Source organism: Paenibacillus ottowii, from assembly GCF_050516475.1.
GTDB classification, from domain to species: domain Bacteria; phylum Bacillota; class Bacilli; order Paenibacillales; family Paenibacillaceae; genus Paenibacillus; species Paenibacillus ottowii.
Genome location: NZ_CP191577.1, coordinates 4,754,524 through 4,773,121, shown reverse-complemented (window position 1 = coordinate 4,773,121; position 18,598 = coordinate 4,754,524). Strand labels below are relative to the sequence as shown.

The window sequence follows — 18,598 nt, the reverse complement described above, 5'->3', positions numbered from 1 at the left end:
ACGAAAACCTGTAGTGAAGATGATGCTTGATAATGAGAATTATTATCATGCAATCTTTAATATTGTAAATTAATGCGGCAACGGCTTCAATAACAAAATTTCGACGATTCTCTAGTTACTTCTGTGAAGCGTTTTCTTTATTCCGCTGGATGATCATATCTGCCAATTCTTCAGCTTGCCCCACAAAAGCGATAGGATCGAAGTACCAGTATTGATCCTCCTGTTGCTCAAAAACCTTTCCATTCCGAACCGAACTCAGCGATTTCCATATGCTGTCTCCTTCATATCTGCTCAAATCCTTGTTAACCGTCAGGAAAATGTAAGAGCCAGCATATTGATTAATAACTTCCGAAGCTTTTGATCGTATTGGGCAAGCCACGTTTTGGCTTCCTGCTCTTTTCCCATCTATCCAGTTAATATTTCACACTTCCCACAGGTTTAATTCCTAGTGCAAGTCGTCTCCTACGTTCCATACTGAGCTTGATGCAGGCGGCTATACGCACCTTTTACGGCCATTAATTCTTCATGTTTTCCTTGCTCGGCAATCCCTTGATCTGCAACTACAATAATGCGATCAGCATTTTTGATCGTTGCCAGACGATGTGCAATCACGAGTGTCGTGCGACCTTGAGATAGCTCTGTTAGGGCCTGCTGAATTGCAGCTTCTGTCTCTGTATCCAATGCCGATGTCGCTTCATCCAAAATAAGAATGGGCGGATTTTTCAGAAACATTCGGGCAATGGACAAACGCTGCTTTTGACCACCGGACAGCTTTACGCCTCGCTCACCGATCATCGTATCCAGCCCTTCCGGATACGATCGAACAAGATCTTCAATTTGGGCTCGACGGGCAGCATCCCAGATTTCCTTTTCTGAAGCATCAAGTTTCCCGTAAGCGATATTTTCACGAATCGTTCCATCAAAGAGAAATACATCCTGCTGTACAATACCAATCATGGATCGCAGCGAATCCAGCTTCATTTCGCGGATATCCATACCGTCAATCGTAATTCTGCCCTCCTCGACATCATAAAAGCGGGGAAGCAAGCTGCAAAGTGTCGTTTTACCTGCTCCAGAAGGACCCACAAGCGCTACGGTTTCTCCCGCATATATGGATAGGTCTACTCTACGTAGTACCTTGTCTTTATTTTCATAGCCAAATGTTACCCCTTCAAATTGAATATCCCCGTTGAGGTGCTTAACGGTCTTCCCACCTGGCAGATCCTCTACGTCAGATTCACTTTCCAGCAAATCCAGGTAGCGGCGGAAGCCGGCGATTCCTTTAGGATACGTTTCAATAACAGAGTTAATTTGTTTGATAGGTGCGAGGAATACATTAGACAGCATTACAAATGCGATAAATTCCCCATAGGACATCTGTCCCTCTATAACAAACCATGTTCCACATACAAGCACAAACAATGAGACTAGCTTCATCAGAATAAAGCTAATTGAAGAATTCCATGCCATTATGCGATAAGCGATTAGCTTTGTTTTACGAAACCGTCCATTATTCTCAGCAAAACGCTCCATTTCATGTGCTTCGTTAGAAAATGCCTGAACAACGCGGATACCGCTAACGTTATTTTCAATCCGGGCGTTGTAATCCGCAATATCAGAAAACATACGATGGAAAGCTGCATTCATTTTGCGGCTAAAATACAAGGACAGGTAAATCATCAGTGGAACAATAATAAATGTCAGCACAGCTAATTTCCAGTTAATGCTGAGCATAATACCGAAAGCCCCGCCCAGAGTCATCAGTGCAATGAACAAATCCTCAGGTCCGTGGTGGGCAATTTCTCCGATATCCATCAGATCGTTGGTCATGCGCGAGACCAGATGCCCTGTTTTGTTATTATCAAAAAAGCGAAAGGATTGCTTTTGTACTCGATCAAACAGCTTTTTACGCATATCTGATTCAATGTTAATTCCCAGCTTGTGTCCCCAATAGGTAACGACATAATTCAATCCGGCGCTTACAACATAAATCCCAAGTAGAGCTAGACAGGCAAATAAAATCCATTTCCAGTTACCGCTGGGCAGCAAATCATCAACCACCCGATTAACTGCAAGCGGAAAAACCAACTCCAGTAGAGCAGCTAGGATGGCGCAAGTAAAATCAATGATAAACAACGTCCGGTAAGGACGGTAATACTCGAAAAATCGTCTAAGCATATCCCTTCTCCCTTCTTATTCATTGAACTCATTTATTTAGTACCCGCGATAAACATCTTAATAGCTTCATCCAGTGATTGATCGATAGCCAGTGGTGAGTAGGTAAACCACGGATCAGCCTTGATAAAATACACTTTGTGGTTTTTGACAGCCGGGAGATTTCTCCACAGCGCACTTTGTTCAATTTCCTTCAACATCCCGTCCTTAGTCGCTTCATCGTAAACCAGCATAATAATACGATCCCCTGACAGTTCAGGCAGCTTTTCCATCGAAATGCTATCATATACAAAGTTATACTTCGGGTCCTTTGCGAGCTTTTGACGTATGTACTCTGGAGGATTCAATTCCAGTGAACGGTAAATGACATGTCCTACATTTCGCGCCCCGTACACTCTTAGCACGTCCTTACCGTAGGTCATATAAATGGTAACCGTTTCATCTTGTTTAAATTTTCCAGTCAGCTTCTTTCGGCCTTCTTCAGCCTTTTGGTTGAAATTAGCAATCCACTGCTCGGCTTCCTTGTCCTTACCCAGCACGGCTGCGACATCCCGCAGTTGCTTAAATACATCCCCACCTCCAAACGAAACAGACACAGTTGGGGCAATTTTCTCCAGCTGCTCTTTCACTTCTGGCGTGGTCTCTTCTGTTGCTATGATTAGATCAGGTTGTAGCTCCAGTACCTTTTCCACATTCGTCGGGTTCCCAATATCAGCAATCCCGTCAATCTTACCTTTTAAATAGTCGCCTTCTAACACATGAGAAGCAGCCCCTACTGGCTTCACACCTAGAGCCAGCATCGCGTCCAAGTATTGTGTCGTGACGACTCGCTGTGGATTTGCAGGAATGTGGACCTTTTGGCCAGTGGCATCCACATATTCGCGCATGGCAACCGCTTGGGATTGCCCGTTAAGAGTATCCGTTCCGCTCTTTTCATTGGTCTGATTATTACTAGCTGTGCTTCCACATGCAGCCAATACAAGCATCAAAAAACTGACAAGACCAAGCGTGATCCCTATTTTTAAGCTGTACTTTTGTTGCAAAATATTAGTCCCCCTTAGTTACATGCTTTTATGAAATGATAGTGATTCTCATTATCATACAATTGTTATTCTATCTTTTACCGTCCCTTCTTACAATACAAAAATTAAAAACTTCCATTTTAGTGTACATATCGCCCTGGTAAAACATCAAAAAAAAGAACTGATGCATATTTTTGCATCAGTTCAAAAGTTTAATATATTGGTTCACGTGCTCGCTTTTATTTGGATTGATCCACTAGCTCCAATTTGGCGGGAATGGATTTTTTAACGGTTTTACCTTGAAGTACATCCTTGGCTGCTTGCACTGCCAATTGTCCAATCAGCTCAGGTTGCTGAGCCACGGTGGCGGTCAGCTTCCCTTCCTTAATAGATTTAAGCGCATCCTCGTTACCGTCAAAGCCGATGACTGGAATTTTCTTACCAGAGCTTTGAATCGCCTCGATCGCTCCCAATGCCATTTCATCATTGTGGGCAAATACAGCCTGAACGTCCGGGTTGCCTTGCAGTAGATTTTCCATCACATTCAAACCTTTGGTCCGATCGAAATCAGCCGATTGCTTGGCAATGACCTTCAGGTCCTTATCGGCTACTTCATGGAAGCCTTTCCCGCGTTCGCGGGTAGCCGATGCACCTGGGACGCCTTCCAGCTCAATGACCTTGGCCCCTTTTCCGACTTGATCAATTACGTATCTGGCTGCCATCCGTCCTCCTTCGACGTTGTCGGAAGCAACGAGTGCTTTGACATCTCCTTTATCAGCAGAACGGTCCAGCGTAATTACCGGAATGTGCAATGCATTCGCGGATTGCACCACCGTGGAGATCGCCGATGAATCTGTCGGATTAATAAGTAACGCGTTGACTCCCTGTTGGATCAGATCATCCACGTCATTACTTTGTTTCGCAGAATCATTTTGTGCATCGACCACAATAACCTGCATTCCTTGCTTTTTGGCCTCTGCCACAACTCCGTCTTTGAGAGAAACGAAAAATGGATTATTCAGCGTTGAGATCGACAAGCCGATTTTAATGTCCTTCAGGTCTGCAGCGGCTTTAGGTTTCGCCCATTCGGGCGGCTCCAGGGAACACCCTGTCATAAGCAGGAGCAGCAAGGCAGTCATGATTAATGTAAGCTTTTTCATATTTGTGTGTCTCCTTCTACGCAGATTAGGTGTATTATGCAGATTTTTTACGGTCAATCAATACTGCAATAGCAATGACGATCCCTTTTACGACCATTTGATAAAAAGAGTTAACCCCCAGCAAATTCAAGCCGTTGTTTAGGGTACCAATGATAAGCACACCAATTAATGTACCTACAATTCGTCCACGTCCTCCCGATAGGCTAGTTCCACCTAGTACGACAGCCGCAATGGCATCCAGTTCATAAGAAGTACCCGCTGTTGGCTGTGCCGAGTTCAAACGTGAGGTCAAGATAGCACCTGCCAATGCAGACAGCATTCCAGCCAAAGAGTAAATCCAGATTTTCACACGTGGTACTTTAATACCGGATACAATCGAAGCTTTTTCGTTGCCGCCGATGGCATACGTTTTGCGTCCGAATGGTGTTTTATGCAAAATGATCCACAGGACAGCAAAGGTAATGAGCATCGTAATCGCCGGAACCGGAATGCCAAACTGGTAGCCACGACCAAACAATTGAAACACCAAACTGTCTCCAAGTCCCGTAATAGGGTTACCGTTGGTATAAACCAGGGTTAATCCTCTAAAAATAGTCATAGTTGCGAGTGTGGCGATAAACGGAGCCATTTTACCTTTGGTAATCATCAAGCCGTTGACCATACCCATTACGCCACCCAATGCACAACCAATGATAATTGCCAAAATTGGGTCGAAGCCGGCCAGCATCATATTTGCGACAAACGCACTGGATAGTGCTAATATGGAGCCGACGGACAAGTCTATTCCACCTGTGAGAATAACGAAGGTCATACCGAACGCAATCAATGCATTAATAGATACCTGGCGCAACAAATTCAGAATATTAAGCGGTTCCAAAAAACTGGGATTTAAGGCCGATACAATGATCACCAAAATAATGAGCCCCAACAATGGGCCAAGCTTCTGTGTGATTTGTGATATTTGGATGCCTTTGCTACCTTTTGCTTCATTCATAGTTGTCATATTACTGTCCTCCTGTAGCTAGCGTCATAATATTTTCTTGTGTGGCTTCTTCCCTGCTCAGCTCTCCGCTGATCTTTCCCTCGTGCACCACGACAATACGATCACTCATGCCAAGTACCTCGGGAAGTTCTGAGGATACCATGATAATCGCGACTCCACGTTCGGTCAGTTCGTTCATCAACTGGTAGATTTCCCGTTTGGCTCCCACATCCACGCCTCTCGTCGGCTCGTCAAGAATGAGCACATTGGGACCAATCCCTACCCATTTGGCAATAACCACCTTTTGCTGATTGCCGCCTGACAAACTGCCAACCGTTGCTTCGGCTGATTGGGTTTTAATTTGTAAGCGCTTAATTAATGTATTAACAAAATCCATCTCTTTTTTGCCTGAAATAAATCCTTTTGATGTAAAACTGAACAGATTCGTCAGCACCATGTTTTCCCGAATGGAAAAATCCAGCACTAAGCCCTCATCTTTACGGTCTTCTGTAATGAAGCCAATCCCTAGTTTCACTGCATCATCTGGCTTGCGAATAGACACCTTTTTCCCACGTACGTGTATCTCACCACTATCCAAAGCATCCAGTCCAAATAACGACCGCATGATCTCGGTCCGTCCCGAGCCCATCAAGCCTGAAAAACCTACGATTTCCCCAGAGCGCACAGTAAAACTCACATTATCAAATAGACCTTTATGCGATGCGTTTTTGACCTCTAGCACCACTTCTCCCAAAGCAGGCGTTCTTACCGGGTAGCGTTCAGTCAGCTCTCTGCCAACCATTTTCCGTACAACCTCGTCAAAATTCGTATCAGGGATTGCTTGAGTATTTACGGTTTTCCCATCACGCATAATGGTAATCCGATCACAGATTGTGAATATCTCCTCCATCCGATGGGAAATATACACGATTGAAACACCATCTTTTTTCAAGGAGTTGATAACCTCGAACAGCTTTTGAATTTCCCGTTCGGTTAAGGCTGCTGTTGGTTCATCCATTACGATCACTTTAGCATCCGTCATGAGTGCCTTGGCTATTTCAATCATTTGCTGTTGACCCACTGAGCACTCGCCTGCTTCACCGTTCAAAGGAAGGTTTACTGAAAGCTTGCTAAATTGTTCATTTGCTAACGCTTTCATTTTAGAGCTATCTAGTAATCCCCACTTGGAAGTCATCTCCTTGCCGATAAACAGATTTTCCAGTACCGTCATCTCCGGCCACACATTCAGTTCCTGGTGAATAAAAGCAATCCCTTTTTGCTCCGCTTCCTTGGGGTTGGCAAAATAGGTTTCCTGACCGTCAATGATGATCGTTCCCTCATCGCGTCGATGCAGTCCGATTAAAATATTCATCAGCGTTGATTTGCCTGCACCATTTTCACCCATGAGGGCATGTACTTCTCCTTCACGGAGATCAAAGTCAACACCACTTAGGACCTGATTGGTTCCAAAGGCTTTGTGAATTCCTTTCATTTGAATCTGCATGCTGTCCCCCCCTTTTCATTCCACACTGATTTATCCAAAATGAACTCCTGCCTGTAAAATACAATTGGCAAACGGGTTAGCTTCTCCTGTACGAATGACAGCTTTGGCTTGCCGGGTTAATTGCTTGAATTGCTCATGCGAGCAAAAATCAATGACGGCAGTCGGCTCAGGAATCTGTGAATGCTCTGGTTGCTCCCCTGCAAAGGTACGCATTATATACTGCAATGCTGGTTTATTTTCTTGTTTGATTTCTTCGGCCAGGGTTACTTTTTCAATCACCATGTCTGCGGCAATAACATCAACAACGTCCTGAAAGGACGGAACTCCCAGTTTCAGCGCCAAATCAATTTTGGTAACGCCTTCAGGAACAGGTAAGCCGGCATCAGCCACGACAATAAAGTCCGTGTGGCCGAGATCTGTTAGTATTTTGGAGATATGACTATTTAAGATTCCATGTTTCTTCATTATAATTGTTCCTCCACTTCACGACGGGTTGGCATTCCACCTTGTGCTCCAAATTTGGTAACAGACAAGGACGCAGCACGATTAGCAAATTTCACACTGTCGGCCACCGATTTTCCTTCAGCTAGCGCCACTGCAAAAGCAGCGTTGAACGTATCTCCTGCACCTGTTGTATCCACAGCTTCTACCTTGTAAGTGGGAACCACAACTTCCTGTTCTCCGTCGAAAAACCGTACACCATTGCTGCCTTCCGTTACAAACAGCTTGTTCGGATATTTGCGCAAGGCATCTTGAAGACTCATATCCTTAAACATGATGGCAGCCTCATGCTCGTTTGGTGTAATGTAGGTTGCATTGGCAATTACGCTTTCCTCCACCTCACGAGCCGGAGCTGGATTCAGTAACAAGGGGACCTGATACTTCGCACAAATTTTACTTACATAGACAACGGTCTCCGCCGGTATTTCCTGTTGAATTAACACAATATCCGAGTTTCGAATGACTTCAAGCGCTTCTTCCACGTAAGTAGGTGTAACTTCGTTATTTGCTGCTTTTACCACGACAATACTGTTATCACCCTCGGCCAGTATGATATGCGCTGTACCGCTTTCCATGTGTGTAACCGGTTTCACATGGTTAATATGAACATGATTCTCTTCAAAATTGCGTAAAATATGTTGTCCAAAATGGTCATCCCCTACACGTCCAATCATCGTAACATCCGCGCCGAGTCGTGCTGCGGCTACTGCCTGATTGGCTCCTTTACCTCCGGGTACTGTTTTAAAGCTTTCTCCCAGTACGGTTTCACCAGCACCGGGACGCTTGGACGAAGTCACTACGAGGTCCATTGAACTACTTCCGACAACAGAAATTTTAGCCATTATAATCCACCTTTCTCGTCGTTTCCCGTTCGATAAATTTGACGGGCAATTGTATGCTTGAATAGGTAAGTACTTTCGTATGAAGATTAGGTACACTTGATTTCGACGCTTGCGCCTGTTCAATCAACTGAATGAGCAGACCTGCCGCCTCCCAGCCCATTTCATAAGCAGGCTGCCGGATCGTTGATAATGGCGGAAATAACAAGCTGCTTAATGGTATATCATCAAACCCGATAATTTGAACATCATCCGGGATTTTTTTTCCTAATCTATGTGCCTCATGCATCACGGCGGTAGCTACAATGTCGTTGCTGGCAATAACTCCGTCCGTATCCGGATACTTGCTGAACAGCTCTTTAGCCCACGATTCAGCATCCTTGAAGGAAAAGGACGTTGTCTCGACGACATGATAAGCAATACCGGAATGCTGAAGCTCTTCCACCGCCCCGCGAAAACGATCTTGTGCTGGACGAATATGAGCAGGACCCTGCATGACTGTTATGTGTCTGCTGCCACGAGCAACCATGGCCTGAGCAGCCAAGCGACCGCCATGAGCTCCATCCGCATAAACGGAGAGACTGTCACTGGAAGTCCGATCGAGAAAAACGACTGGTATTTTCAGTTTGGCGTAACAGTCGGCAGTAGGGTCATTGGTAGATGAAATAACCCCAACCACATTATTCTGAACAAAAGTATCCATGTAATCTAATTCTTTTTGGCGATCTTCATCACTATTACCGAAGATAATCCGAAAATCATTTTCCTGCATTCGATCCTCCACCCCACGAGCCAACAAGGGAAAGTAAGGGTTTGTAATATCCGGCAGCAGCAGGCCGATTAATCTGGATTTCTTTTTATACAGAGAACGTGCAACTTCATTAGGCTTGTAATTTAGCTGCTTCACCGCAGCTTCAACCTTTCGCCGTGTATCCTCGTGGACATATCCAGTTTCATTAATAACTCTGGATACGGTCGCTACGGAAACACCTGCAAAACTAGCTACCTGCTTAATTGTTGTCATATTGTAGGTTCAACTCCATTTGTGTAACCGGTTACAGATATAAAATATCACAGCAATTATTTTTTGACAAGTATTAATTATTTGCAAGTCGAATACTTTAGCCGTATAATTCTTTTTGTAACTGATTAAGTTTCACCTTTTTACTACTCTAAAGTAGGCTGATTGACCCCAGTTGCTCAATAAAATATGTATACATGGAGGCATTTCTCTAATGAATATCGAAGTTTGGTCTGATTATATGTGTCCGTTCTGCTATATTGGCAAACGCCGCTTGGAGCAAGTCCTTCAGCAATTCCCACACCGCGATGAGGTCCAATTGACATTCAAGAGTTTTGAATTGAACCCTAATGCTGTGAAAGATAGTGGTAAAACGATCAATGAAGAACTATCAGCAAAATATGGTGTCAGCCTGCAAGAGGCTCATGCCATGAATGATCGCATGACCGAAAACGCACGTTCTGCGGGCCTGGAGTACAATATTCATGCCATGGTGCCGACAAACTCTCTTGATGCTCACCGTCTAACGCAATGGGCTCAAACTCAAGGCAAAATGCTGGAACTAAGCGAGCGTTTATTTCAGGCCGTCTTTATGGAAGGCAAGCATACTGGAGACCGTGAAATACTGGCAGCATTGGCAGCCGAGGTTGGTTTGGATCATAACGAAGCCGCTGCTATTTTAGCCAGTGACCGCTTTACTGATGAAGTTAGAGCTGATGAAGCTGAGGGTGCTAAGTTAGGCGTACAGGGTGTGCCATTCTTTGTATTTGATCGAAAATTCGCTGTTTCCGGTGCTCAGCCGGAGGAGGTATTCCACGATGCGCTTCAAAAAGCCTGGGATGAACGTTCACCTTTCACTATGATCAGCGGCAGCTCGTCCAAACAGGATGCAGGTGGTGTATGTACCGATGAGGGTTGCGAGCTTCCAAACCGTGAGAGCTGATCAGTCGGCGAATTCAATTTCTCTCTAAACAACTTATAAAAAAGAAGCGTGCCACCACCCATTTTAAACCTGATGGCGGCACGCTTCTTTTTTATAATGATTTAATCATTCCACCGTCCACAAGAATGGTGCTGCCAGTCAAATAGGATGAAGCCGACGACGCCAGAAAAGCAACGACTTTACCAAACTCTTCAGGCTCTCCGTATCTTCCTAGTGGAATGTCCTCTTCTGCTTGTTTGCGAACTTGATCCGGCGTCTGATGAGATTTTTCAGCTCGATGCTCGTCCAAGCTACGTACGCGATCCGTTGCAATTCTCCCTGGTGCTACAGTATGTACCAGAATATTATAAGGGGCTAATTCCATTGACAATGTTTTCGCCAATCCAGCGACCCCGGTACGTAGTGTATTGGAAATAATAAGGCCCAGAATCGGCTGCTTAACGGATGAGGAGGCGATGTTCAAAATTCTACCGCTTTGTTGTTTTTTCATGTAGGGTAACGCCTCACGGATCAACCGGATATGACTAAGTAAATTTTGCTCAAAGGCCTGCATCCATACTTCATCTGAAAAATCATCAAAGGTGCCCCCAGGGGGACCGCCCGCATTGTTGACCAAAATATCGATGGTGCCAAACCAATCAATTGTACGGCGGATAGCTTGGGAAATATGTTCAGGCTTGGTAACATCACAAACTACATATTCAACGCGACCACTCGCTGTTTCCTGTAATTCAGCCTGCGTCCGCTGAAGCTCTGCTTCATTTCGTCCCGAAATAACAACATTTGCGCCCTCATGTGCCAATTCGCGTGCGCTTGCCTTGCCAAGTCCTTTACTTGAGCCTGCAACAAAGGCTGCTTTTCCCGTTAATCCTAAATCCATCTATGACACTCCCTTTTCTTAGATTTATATATTTAATTGTACACATGACCAGCACATAATGCGAATAGCTCGGCACAAAATAGTAAAGCAAAACAAAAAAAAGGACCTGACATTTAGTCAGGCGCCCTTTCTGTATACACCATTTGTTGGCAGTACGTTATAATGCTTCTGATGTTGTCGGCTGTTCATATACAACAACGGACTGACTCTCAGGCTCCCATTTAACATTTGCTCCCAGAGCCTCTCCGATTACCCTTACAGGTACCATTGTAGTTCCGTCCTCTATGGATGCTGGCTGCTCGACAGAATACGGCTGGCCGTTAATATATGCTTTGGAGCTATTTAAGAATAATTTGACGGACACACCGTTACGTGTAATAGTAACTGCCTTTTCCTTCGGATCCCAGGAAACCTTGGCATCCAAAGCCTCTGAAGCTGTTCGGAACGGTACAAGTGTGGTACCATTGCGGTTAATCGGTTCGGCATTGTACTTTTTACCATTTACAAACAGCTTCATACCTGATGAACGTCCAGCCTTCTTCGAGAATACATCCAGCTTTTTATAGCTTTCCAGATTGGACACATCAGCCAATACTGCCTCCTCCTGCATGTAAACGGCATCTATTACATTTCCGTTTTCAGCCAGTAGCTCAGCAGCCTTGGTTAAGGCTTTGTCAGAATTGTGGATCAATTCAAGTTCAGTTACCTGCTCCGGGGTCAAACGTTCCGGATATTTGGTAAGCAGCAGATTCGCAATAACCGCTCCTGCCGGCTTATCTTTTGTATTTTCTACTGCATGAAGCAGACCGTTATACCCGTTGTGTCCCTTGCGATCATGATGATCTTTGGACTCAACGTATGTATCGTCCGTTACTGCAACAGGGCTATTCTTTTTGATTTCATCGTGTTTTTCTTTTTTACTGCTCTTTTCATTCCGGTCTTTGTCAGACATCTTTGCTTCCTGTTTGTTCTCATGATCCTTTCCATGCCCCTGTTTGGCTTCAGCGACTCCCGCTGTCAATCCCAAAACCAGTATGCAGGCTAATAAAGTTGTCCATGTGTTTCTCATGATGCGATTCTGTAGTAAAAGACCAGGTTAATTGTAACCTACATCTATTAACGGCTTCTATAAGCTAAATATGAAGTCCTTTTTAACTTGTGTGCATTAGTAGAGGCTGATGGCTAACCCATTACCATAAATTTTATTATGCGCGGATCTATTTCCACAGTATAATGAAAAATGCACATGCATTTTAAAGATTAACCTTTACATTCGCATCCTAGAAAGAAGAGGAGACAGACATGTTCGGCACCATTCTTTTAGACGTTGTTTTACCTATTTTTGTCTTGATCGGTTTTGGTTGTATCATGCAATATTATTTCCGGCTGGATTTGTATACCTTAGCTAAAATCAATTTTTACTATATCACCCCTGCAGTTGTGTTTACTGGTCTTTATCACTCTGAAATTTCTTTAATTCTCATGGGTGAGGTTTCACTTTTTTATGCTCTGTACATAGCTATTTTGTACGTAATCAGCACTATCGTTGCCAGATCTCTGAAATATAGCCCCGGCATGCGTGGAGCCTTTACAAACAGTGTAATGTTGGATAATTCAGGGAATTATGGTCTACCCATTAATCAGTTGGTGTTTAAAGGCGATCCACTGGCCATTTCCGTCCAAGCTCTGATTATGACCTTTCAAAGCTTTGTTACATTCACATACGGTACCTTTGTTGTACAAAATGGCAAGGCCAATACACGGAAAATTTTAATTAATTTTTTGAAAATGCCTGTACCCTACGCGCTTGTGCTAGGCTTGCTTCTAAATCTACTACACAGTCCATTGCCTAATTTACTGGCTGAGCCTTTAAATTATATTAGCCATTCGATGGTCGCAGTGGCTCTGCTTACTTTGGGAGCGCAAATTGTGCAGTATCCTTTCCATTTGCGCCGGACAGCCGTGTATATCAGTATGGTATTACGCCTGATTGCGGGTCCTATAGTTGGTTTTATGCTCGTGTTTTTCCTAGGTTTGAAAGGAATTCCTGCTCAAGCACTGCTCATTGCATCAGGTATGCCTACTGGCGTTAACACAAGTATTTTGGCAGAAGAGTATAAAAATGAACCCGATTTTGCGGCTCAGACCGTATTGCTTTCTACGATTGTGAATGTCATTACGATGACACTGTTAATTTCAGTATCCCGCCATCTTACTTGAGGTTTATGATCAACATAAGAATTAGATTTGTGACGCTTGTGTCTGAGGACATAAGCGTTTCTTTTTGAACAAAACAAGAACATACGTTCTGAATGTATCTTTTTTTCTGTTTAAGGTGGTGTGTTTGTGTTCTGGAGATGGTATGCGAGAAGGAGTTTTTTTTCTATTATGAACTTTTCATATAATGAAATGATCATTATTTAAAGTTTTAAAACTCCACTCTTTCTGTTTTCAACTAAAACTTGCTTTATTTTCAGAAAAAACTGAGGAGAACTAAATCCCAAAAAATAAAGCCAGCTCGCTCATTAGAGCGGCTGACTTTAGATTATTTATATGAGGACAGACTTAGGGCTCAATTCCCCATTGCTTGATCCCAGACAGGTAAGCGGTTATTTTAGTAGAATCTTGTAAGCTGCTTGCTGTAGGATTAAAGGAATAATCATCAGTTTGAGTATAACTACTCCAATCCGTTTTGGATATCCGCGTTTGTAGCTCAACACTTTGACCAGGCTCTAAAGAACCCGCTGCCGACTTAAAACCAATTTCTGCATAAGAATCTGCACCTGGCTTTGCATTGGTTAATGTTCTGAAGTTAGCAATCACATTCTCTGTACCGATGCTTGACCAATCCGTAAAGAAGTTCTGTGATTTCTCCCCGTTTATGGTGTAATAATAACGCAATGTTACGTCTGCTAGGGAAACAGGCGAGCTTCCTGTATTGGTTATTTTAAACTTGGAACTGATCGTATTACTTGTTGCAGATACATTTCCATTAAAGGATTGCACCTTCAGGACGCCCTCACCTGTTCCCGGCTCACTTGGCGTATCCCCCTTCACCGTGATCGTGAACAACGCATCATTGCCTGTACTAAAATGGAAGTTGAGCGTTGTCTCTCCTCTAGGAAGTTTAGATAAATACTTGTTGGTGAGAACGACTGTGTCTTCATTAACCATATAATCTTCACCCTTGCTCAGTGTGATGCTCCCCTGCTTGATCGCATCTAGAGTATTACCGTTAAGTGTTAGTTTGACAGTAATATTGCTATTGCTGTGATCCACTCCATAAGTTGCAGCCGTCGGTGTAATACTTGCTTGCCCGGTCGATGGCTGATCCCCCCCTACACGATCTGCCACCAGAATGCCGCGCCCATTCGTTCCCAGATAAGCCCGTCCGTAAACCCGAGGATCCCCAATAATTGTAGTCACACGAGCATATTGATGCTTGTCATCATTTATGCGCACCCAGTTTGCGCCAGCATCGTCCGAACGATAAAATCCACGCGTGCCGTCAATTTTACCCACGATAAACACTGCTGCATTCGTACGATTGGGTGCTGCCTTGCCAAAGCCTACAAAATCCGCCTCCTGCACATTTTCAAGCTTGGTGAATGTAACACCTGAATCCTTGGAATGCCATAAGCCATATGGCCCTCCGTCCTCGGAGCCTCCGGCAAACCATACATCTCCTTCCGCTCCTCGTACAGCACCAATATCTGCGTTCCCTGCACTTGGTAACCCAGTAATTGTGGATGCGGTAAAGGATACGCCCCCATCAACACTTACATATATTCTTCCAGCAGAAAACGCGTAATATTTGTTAGGATTTACTCGGTCAGAGGCGATTTTTGCATTGGCTGGAATCCCCGTGCTTGCTATCCATGAGTTGCCCCCGGTTTTGGAATAAAACACACCTTTGTCCGATGTACTCCACAGCAATCCATTACCATTTGCCGCTACCGCGATACTGCCTCCTCCTGCTGTACCTGAAGGCTCACTATTCGCTTTGTACCAGTTCGCTCCCCCATCATTGGATAACCCAATGGATTTGGCATTTGGATCTTTTTTATAGTCCGCTTTACCCACCCGGGCCATAAAAGAAGGATTCAACTCAGCATAATCAATGCTTTCGCTACTTGTAAAGGTTGGATTATCCAGCATTTTAGCAGGAGCCTTGAACAGATCATCATGTCTGAATCCGGAGACATCCCCTACTGCACTCACCAGAGGAGCCCCAGTAGGAGGGCTTACCAGATCCAAAATCGCCGTTTCCTCTACTCCTTTAGCGGCTACCGAAATATCCAGCTTACCTCCCTTGTCCCAATTGGTTAGATTATTAGAGCCATAAATCGTAGCTCCTGTTCCATACAGCATATGATCTGAATTAAATGGATCTATTTCCAGATCTCCAATCATCCAGCCCAGCTTGGGCGATACTTCCGGCGGAGCTGGATTGGCATTGAAAGTCAGCCAAGGCGCAGCGGATATATCCAGATTGTACTTCAACTTGCGAGTCGGATAACCATCAAATTCCCAAATAGGGCTCCAGGTTGCCCCACTATTCGTACTGCGGTAAATCGTTTCATCCGGCCACCAGGCATTCAAGGTTGCAACCATAAGAGTACCGGGCTTCTGGGCATCCACCGTCAGTCCACCATACCCAAAATGATTGTCCGCGCTGCTACTGGCAACGGGGCTAATGTTAGTCCATTGTCCACTAGTTGTATTCAATTTCCACAGTTCACCCTTGGTTCCATCATACGGTCCAGCTCCATCGCTGTATGAGATATACAGATTGCCATCTGACGATAACACGCCGTGATGTGGCAAATAACCTGTAGGCTGTCCCGCTATAGCGGACCAGGTTGTCCCGCCATCTGTACTGCGGTAGACGCTTTGCTTTTTATCTGCAACTCCCACATAGATGGTCTGAGTTGCTTTGCTAGAGGAGCCTGTTTTTTTGTCAAAGGTGATCCAGGCTAAACCAACAATGTCACTGGTATATTCATTGGAGGGGTCCTGTACATACGTCCCCGGATTCGGGAAACTGCTCACCTTGCTCCAGGTTGCCCCGAAGTCGGAGCTTTTCCATAGTCCGTTACCACTTCGTGCACCGAAGAATAATATATTGTTCTTATTCGGATCAATTGCCAGACGTTCACCCATCGAGCGTCCCGGCATATTGCCACCTACCTTAATGGGAAGCTTTGTAGTCTGCCATGTATTCCCCTTGTCGGTGGAGCGCATAATTTGCCCGTTATGTTTATCCCAGGAATTCGTATACGTACCTGTAGCTATATATACACGATTCGGATCCACAGGATCGGTGGCTAGTGCATCGACACCATTTTTGTTCCAATCCTCCCAGCCCACAGAATCCGTCAGCGGAATCCAGCTTTCATTGGCAGGATTCCAGCGGTAAGCTCCTCCAATATCTGTACGGGCATAGATCAGATCCTTTTCTGTTTCGTTAAAAATAATACCAGGTACAAAACCACCTCCACCGCCTGTAACGACACTTTTCCAAGTATAATCGTCACTTGGAGCAGCATGGGTGGGTGCTGTTATACCTGTCCAGGAAGCACCCGCTACTACAAGCGCCAAACATGCAATTCTTAACCTGCTTTTCGCCTTAGTCAATGAATTCAACCTCCTTTTTCTCTGTTATCATTTGAATGGGCAAGTCATATCAAACATAGGTTCTATTAAGCTCACCTCCAGTAATCTGAAAGATATACAGCACTCCATTGTTAGCGCTTACATATGTGTCTGCTCATTAGATTCGTCATCTTTTTCTCATTTCCTTGTGTGGAAAATCAAGATAATGCCATATGATCTCCTGCTTGATAACTTCTAATATGAGAAAGGTCTTTCACTCCCAATTGATACCTTTTGTAATTTGTTGTTATGAATTTTTCATATAGTGAATCATTCATTTATTTTGCATTCTTTACAAGTGTCAATTCACTTTGATTTACAGTAAAAAACCGCGCTATGCGCGGTCCCAGCTTTCATGAATGCTATTGTTAGTCATTAAAAGATCCTTATTATTGCAAATATTCAAACGCCAGTGCTAAAAAAATATGTCCTGAGATAAGCAACGCCCGCTCATCAAAATCAAAGCGAGGATGGTGATGTGCAAAATGCGTTCGTTCATCCTCATTGCGAGCACCCACATAAATAAAAGCTCCAGGTCGTTGCTCTAAATAATAGGCAAAATCCTCTGCTCCCATGGCCGGTTTTAAATCCAAAAAAGCATCTGCTCCATACTCTCTACTAACGAGTTCACGCACACGTTCAGTTTCAGCCTCTGCATTCACCAGAGCAGGATAGCCATTCAAATAATCGATTTCGTATCCTGCATGATAAGCCTCAGCTAGACCTTTTACAATACTACGAATTTCGTTTTCGACTTCCTTGCGCACTTCCTTATTAAACGTACGGACGGTCCCTGCAATTTTCGCCTTATCTGCAATTATATTAAAGGCAGTTCCCGCTTGAAATACTCCAATCGTTAGTACTGCTGATTCGATAGGGTCCACTCTACGACTTACGACCTGCTGCAATCCGTTTACAATTTGACTTCCAATAACGATGGAATCCACTGTCTGATGCGGTCTGGCGCCATGTCCGCCCTTGCCGTTGATTTGAATTGTAAACGCATCAGCAGCGGCCATTGCCGGCCCGCTCTTTAATCCGATTTTCCCCAGTGGGATCTCCGATGCAAGGTGAATACCATATACTGCTTCAACTCCATCCAGACAGCCATCCTCAATCATGAATTTGGCTCCGCCAGGCGGTTTTTCTTCGGCATGTTGAAAAATAAATACAAGCTTCCCCTTCAGTGTCTCACGGTGATGGCTTAATACTCGTGCCACGCCTAGCAGCGCAGCCGTATGCCCGTCATGTCCACAGGCATGCATGACACCAGGAACGGTCGATTTATAAGGCGCTTCCTTTTCATCCTGAATGGGAAGTGCATCAAAATCAGCCCGAAACGCAATCGTTCTACCTGGCTGGCCACCCTCTAAAACACCGAGCACCCCGTTACCGCCGACATTTGTTCTGACCTCAATACCAAAAGAGCGTAATTGATCGGCAATAAATGCAGATGTATTCATTTCCTCAAAAGAAAGCTCTGGATGCTGATGCAGATGTCTTCTCCACGCAATCAGTTCTTGTTCACCATCTTTTAGTTCCTGAACCCATTTCTCTAACATATTGCCCTCTTTTCCTATTGAATTTATATACTTCCATCCTTATCTTACCATGAATGGGATGTAGAATACAGTCCCGTTTCTCCATACCCCAAACGGGTAAATCATCGAAGACGTCGTTTACGTGAAATCTTTTTACCCCAAAATGGAGATCATGTCAAAGAAGAAAGATCATATAAACTATGTAACAAGGTCAGACCGCTTATTATTAACGATCTCATTCAGTCCTGAATTGGGAGACACACGTAGACTGGAGCGAGGTGACAGTATCGTATCGGAGATGTCAATGAAATAGGTCTTGTAGGATTTCTACAAGACCTATTCAGGTTTTCTCATACCATTCACAATTATTTCAAT

The 18,598-nt window shown here is 44.3% G+C and carries 15 protein-coding genes; 2 read left to right on the top strand and 13 right to left on the bottom strand.

Going from position 1 to position 18,598, the window contains the following annotated elements:
• Positions 1 to 115: 115 nt before the first annotated feature.
• The 9 genes from ACQQ6X_RS22280 to ACQQ6X_RS22240 all read right to left on the bottom strand — a co-directional run bounded on the left by ACQQ6X_RS22280 (position 116) and on the right by ACQQ6X_RS22240 (position 9,207).
• A complete protein-coding gene (locus ACQQ6X_RS22280; protein WP_305167077.1) occupies positions 116 to 379 on the bottom strand; it encodes a hypothetical protein in 264 nt (87 codons plus the stop codon).
• A gap of 83 nt (positions 380 to 462) precedes the next feature.
• Positions 463 to 2,178, bottom strand: coding sequence for an ABC transporter ATP-binding protein (locus ACQQ6X_RS22275; protein WP_305167076.1), 1,716 nt, complete (start codon positions 2,176 to 2,178; stop codon positions 463 to 465).
• A 32-nt stretch (positions 2,179 to 2,210) separates the two neighbouring features.
• A complete protein-coding gene (locus ACQQ6X_RS22270) occupies positions 2,211 to 3,218 on the bottom strand; it encodes an ABC transporter substrate-binding protein (protein WP_305167075.1) in 1,008 nt (335 codons plus the stop codon).
• Positions 3,219 to 3,436: 218 nt separating this feature from the next.
• Positions 3,437 to 4,357, bottom strand: coding sequence for a ribose ABC transporter substrate-binding protein RbsB (gene rbsB, locus ACQQ6X_RS22265; RefSeq protein ID WP_305167074.1), 921 nt, complete (start codon positions 4,355 to 4,357; stop codon positions 3,437 to 3,439).
• A gap of 34 nt (positions 4,358 to 4,391) precedes the next feature.
• Positions 4,392 to 5,360 (bottom strand): ribose ABC transporter permease RbsC, encoded by a 969-nt coding sequence (gene rbsC, locus ACQQ6X_RS22260; RefSeq protein WP_063210572.1) that lies wholly within the window; start codon positions 5,358 to 5,360, stop codon positions 4,392 to 4,394.
• 1 nt (position 5,361) lies between these two features.
• Positions 5,362 to 6,843 carry a sugar ABC transporter ATP-binding protein gene (locus ACQQ6X_RS22255; protein ID WP_305167073.1) on the bottom strand — a complete coding sequence of 494 codons (1,482 nt, stop codon included), beginning with the start codon at positions 6,841 to 6,843 and terminating at the stop codon, positions 5,362 to 5,364.
• A 30-nt stretch (positions 6,844 to 6,873) separates the two neighbouring features.
• Positions 6,874 to 7,308: a D-ribose pyranase gene (rbsD, locus tag ACQQ6X_RS22250; protein WP_305167072.1), complete on the bottom strand. Its 435-nt coding sequence runs from the start codon at positions 7,306 to 7,308 to the stop codon at positions 6,874 to 6,876.
• Positions 7,308 to 8,186 (bottom strand): ribokinase, encoded by an 879-nt coding sequence (gene rbsK, locus ACQQ6X_RS22245; protein ID WP_305167071.1) that lies wholly within the window; start codon positions 8,184 to 8,186, stop codon positions 7,308 to 7,310. The genes rbsD and rbsK overlap by 1 nt, the downstream gene beginning before the upstream one ends.
• Complete coding sequence (locus ACQQ6X_RS22240) at positions 8,179 to 9,207, bottom strand: LacI family DNA-binding transcriptional regulator (protein ID WP_149033249.1); 1,029 nt, start codon at positions 9,205 to 9,207, stop codon at positions 8,179 to 8,181. The genes rbsK and ACQQ6X_RS22240 overlap by 8 nt, the downstream gene beginning before the upstream one ends.
• Before the next feature lie 211 nt (positions 9,208 to 9,418).
• Between ACQQ6X_RS22240 and ACQQ6X_RS22235 the strand changes: the two genes are divergently transcribed.
• On the top strand, positions 9,419 to 10,147 hold the full coding sequence (locus tag ACQQ6X_RS22235; protein WP_305167070.1) for a DsbA family oxidoreductase: 729 nt from the start codon (positions 9,419 to 9,421) through the stop codon (positions 10,145 to 10,147).
• 91 nt (positions 10,148 to 10,238) lie between these two features.
• Here ACQQ6X_RS22235 and ACQQ6X_RS22230 read toward each other — a convergent pair whose 3' ends face one another.
• Positions 10,239 to 11,027 (bottom strand): SDR family oxidoreductase, encoded by a 789-nt coding sequence (locus ACQQ6X_RS22230; protein ID WP_305167069.1) that lies wholly within the window; start codon positions 11,025 to 11,027, stop codon positions 10,239 to 10,241.
• A gap of 157 nt (positions 11,028 to 11,184) precedes the next feature.
• A complete protein-coding gene (locus ACQQ6X_RS22225) occupies positions 11,185 to 12,096 on the bottom strand; it encodes a copper amine oxidase N-terminal domain-containing protein (RefSeq protein WP_305167068.1) in 912 nt (303 codons plus the stop codon).
• A 233-nt stretch (positions 12,097 to 12,329) separates the two neighbouring features.
• On the opposite strand from ACQQ6X_RS22225, the gene ACQQ6X_RS22220 reads away from it, so the two are divergent.
• On the top strand, positions 12,330 to 13,247 hold the full coding sequence (locus ACQQ6X_RS22220; RefSeq protein ID WP_305167067.1) for an AEC family transporter: 918 nt from the start codon (positions 12,330 to 12,332) through the stop codon (positions 13,245 to 13,247).
• A gap of 345 nt (positions 13,248 to 13,592) precedes the next feature.
• Here the strand turns inward: ACQQ6X_RS22220 and ACQQ6X_RS22215 are convergent, their stop codons facing one another.
• Together ACQQ6X_RS22215 and ACQQ6X_RS22210 are read right to left on the bottom strand one after the other, a co-directional pair.
• Entirely contained in the window at positions 13,593 to 16,664 is a 3,072-nt protein-coding gene (locus ACQQ6X_RS22215) for a X2-like carbohydrate binding domain-containing protein (RefSeq protein ID WP_305167066.1), read from the bottom strand.
• A gap of 407 nt (positions 16,665 to 17,071) precedes the next feature.
• Positions 17,072 to 18,244, bottom strand: coding sequence for a M20 metallopeptidase family protein (locus ACQQ6X_RS22210; RefSeq protein WP_305167065.1), 1,173 nt, complete (start codon positions 18,242 to 18,244; stop codon positions 17,072 to 17,074).
• Between the last annotated feature and the right edge of the window lie 354 nt (positions 18,245 to 18,598).

What these genes read in the sequence shown, in the direction of transcription:
- ACQQ6X_RS22275 (WP_305167076.1), bottom strand. Translation starts at nt 2,178, where the DNA reads ATGCTTAGACGATTTTTCGAGTATTACCGTCCTTACCGGACGTTGTTT.
- rbsB (WP_305167074.1), bottom strand. Translation starts at nt 4,357, where the DNA reads ATGAAAAAGCTTACATTAATCATGACTGCCTTGCTGCTCCTGCTTATG.
- rbsC (WP_063210572.1), bottom strand. Translation starts at nt 5,360, where the DNA reads ATGACAACTATGAATGAAGCAAAAGGTAGCAAAGGCATCCAAATATCA.
- ACQQ6X_RS22255 (WP_305167073.1), bottom strand. Translation starts at nt 6,843, where the DNA reads ATGCAGATTCAAATGAAAGGAATTCACAAAGCCTTTGGAACCAATCAG.
- rbsD (WP_305167072.1), bottom strand. Translation starts at nt 7,308, where the DNA reads ATGAAGAAACATGGAATCTTAAATAGTCATATCTCCAAAATACTAACA.
- rbsK (WP_305167071.1), bottom strand. Translation starts at nt 8,186, where the DNA reads ATGGCTAAAATTTCTGTTGTCGGAAGTAGTTCAATGGACCTCGTAGTG.
- ACQQ6X_RS22240 (WP_149033249.1), bottom strand. Translation starts at nt 9,207, where the DNA reads ATGACAACAATTAAGCAGGTAGCTAGTTTTGCAGGTGTTTCCGTAGCG.
- ACQQ6X_RS22235 (WP_305167070.1), top strand. Translation starts at nt 9,419, where the DNA reads ATGAATATCGAAGTTTGGTCTGATTATATGTGTCCGTTCTGCTATATT.
- ACQQ6X_RS22230 (WP_305167069.1), bottom strand. Translation starts at nt 11,027, where the DNA reads ATGGATTTAGGATTAACGGGAAAAGCAGCCTTTGTTGCAGGCTCAAGT.
- ACQQ6X_RS22225 (WP_305167068.1), bottom strand. Translation starts at nt 12,096, where the DNA reads ATGAGAAACACATGGACAACTTTATTAGCCTGCATACTGGTTTTGGGA.
- ACQQ6X_RS22220 (WP_305167067.1), top strand. Translation starts at nt 12,330, where the DNA reads ATGTTCGGCACCATTCTTTTAGACGTTGTTTTACCTATTTTTGTCTTG.
- ACQQ6X_RS22210 (WP_305167065.1), bottom strand. Translation starts at nt 18,244, where the DNA reads ATGTTAGAGAAATGGGTTCAGGAACTAAAAGATGGTGAACAAGAACTG.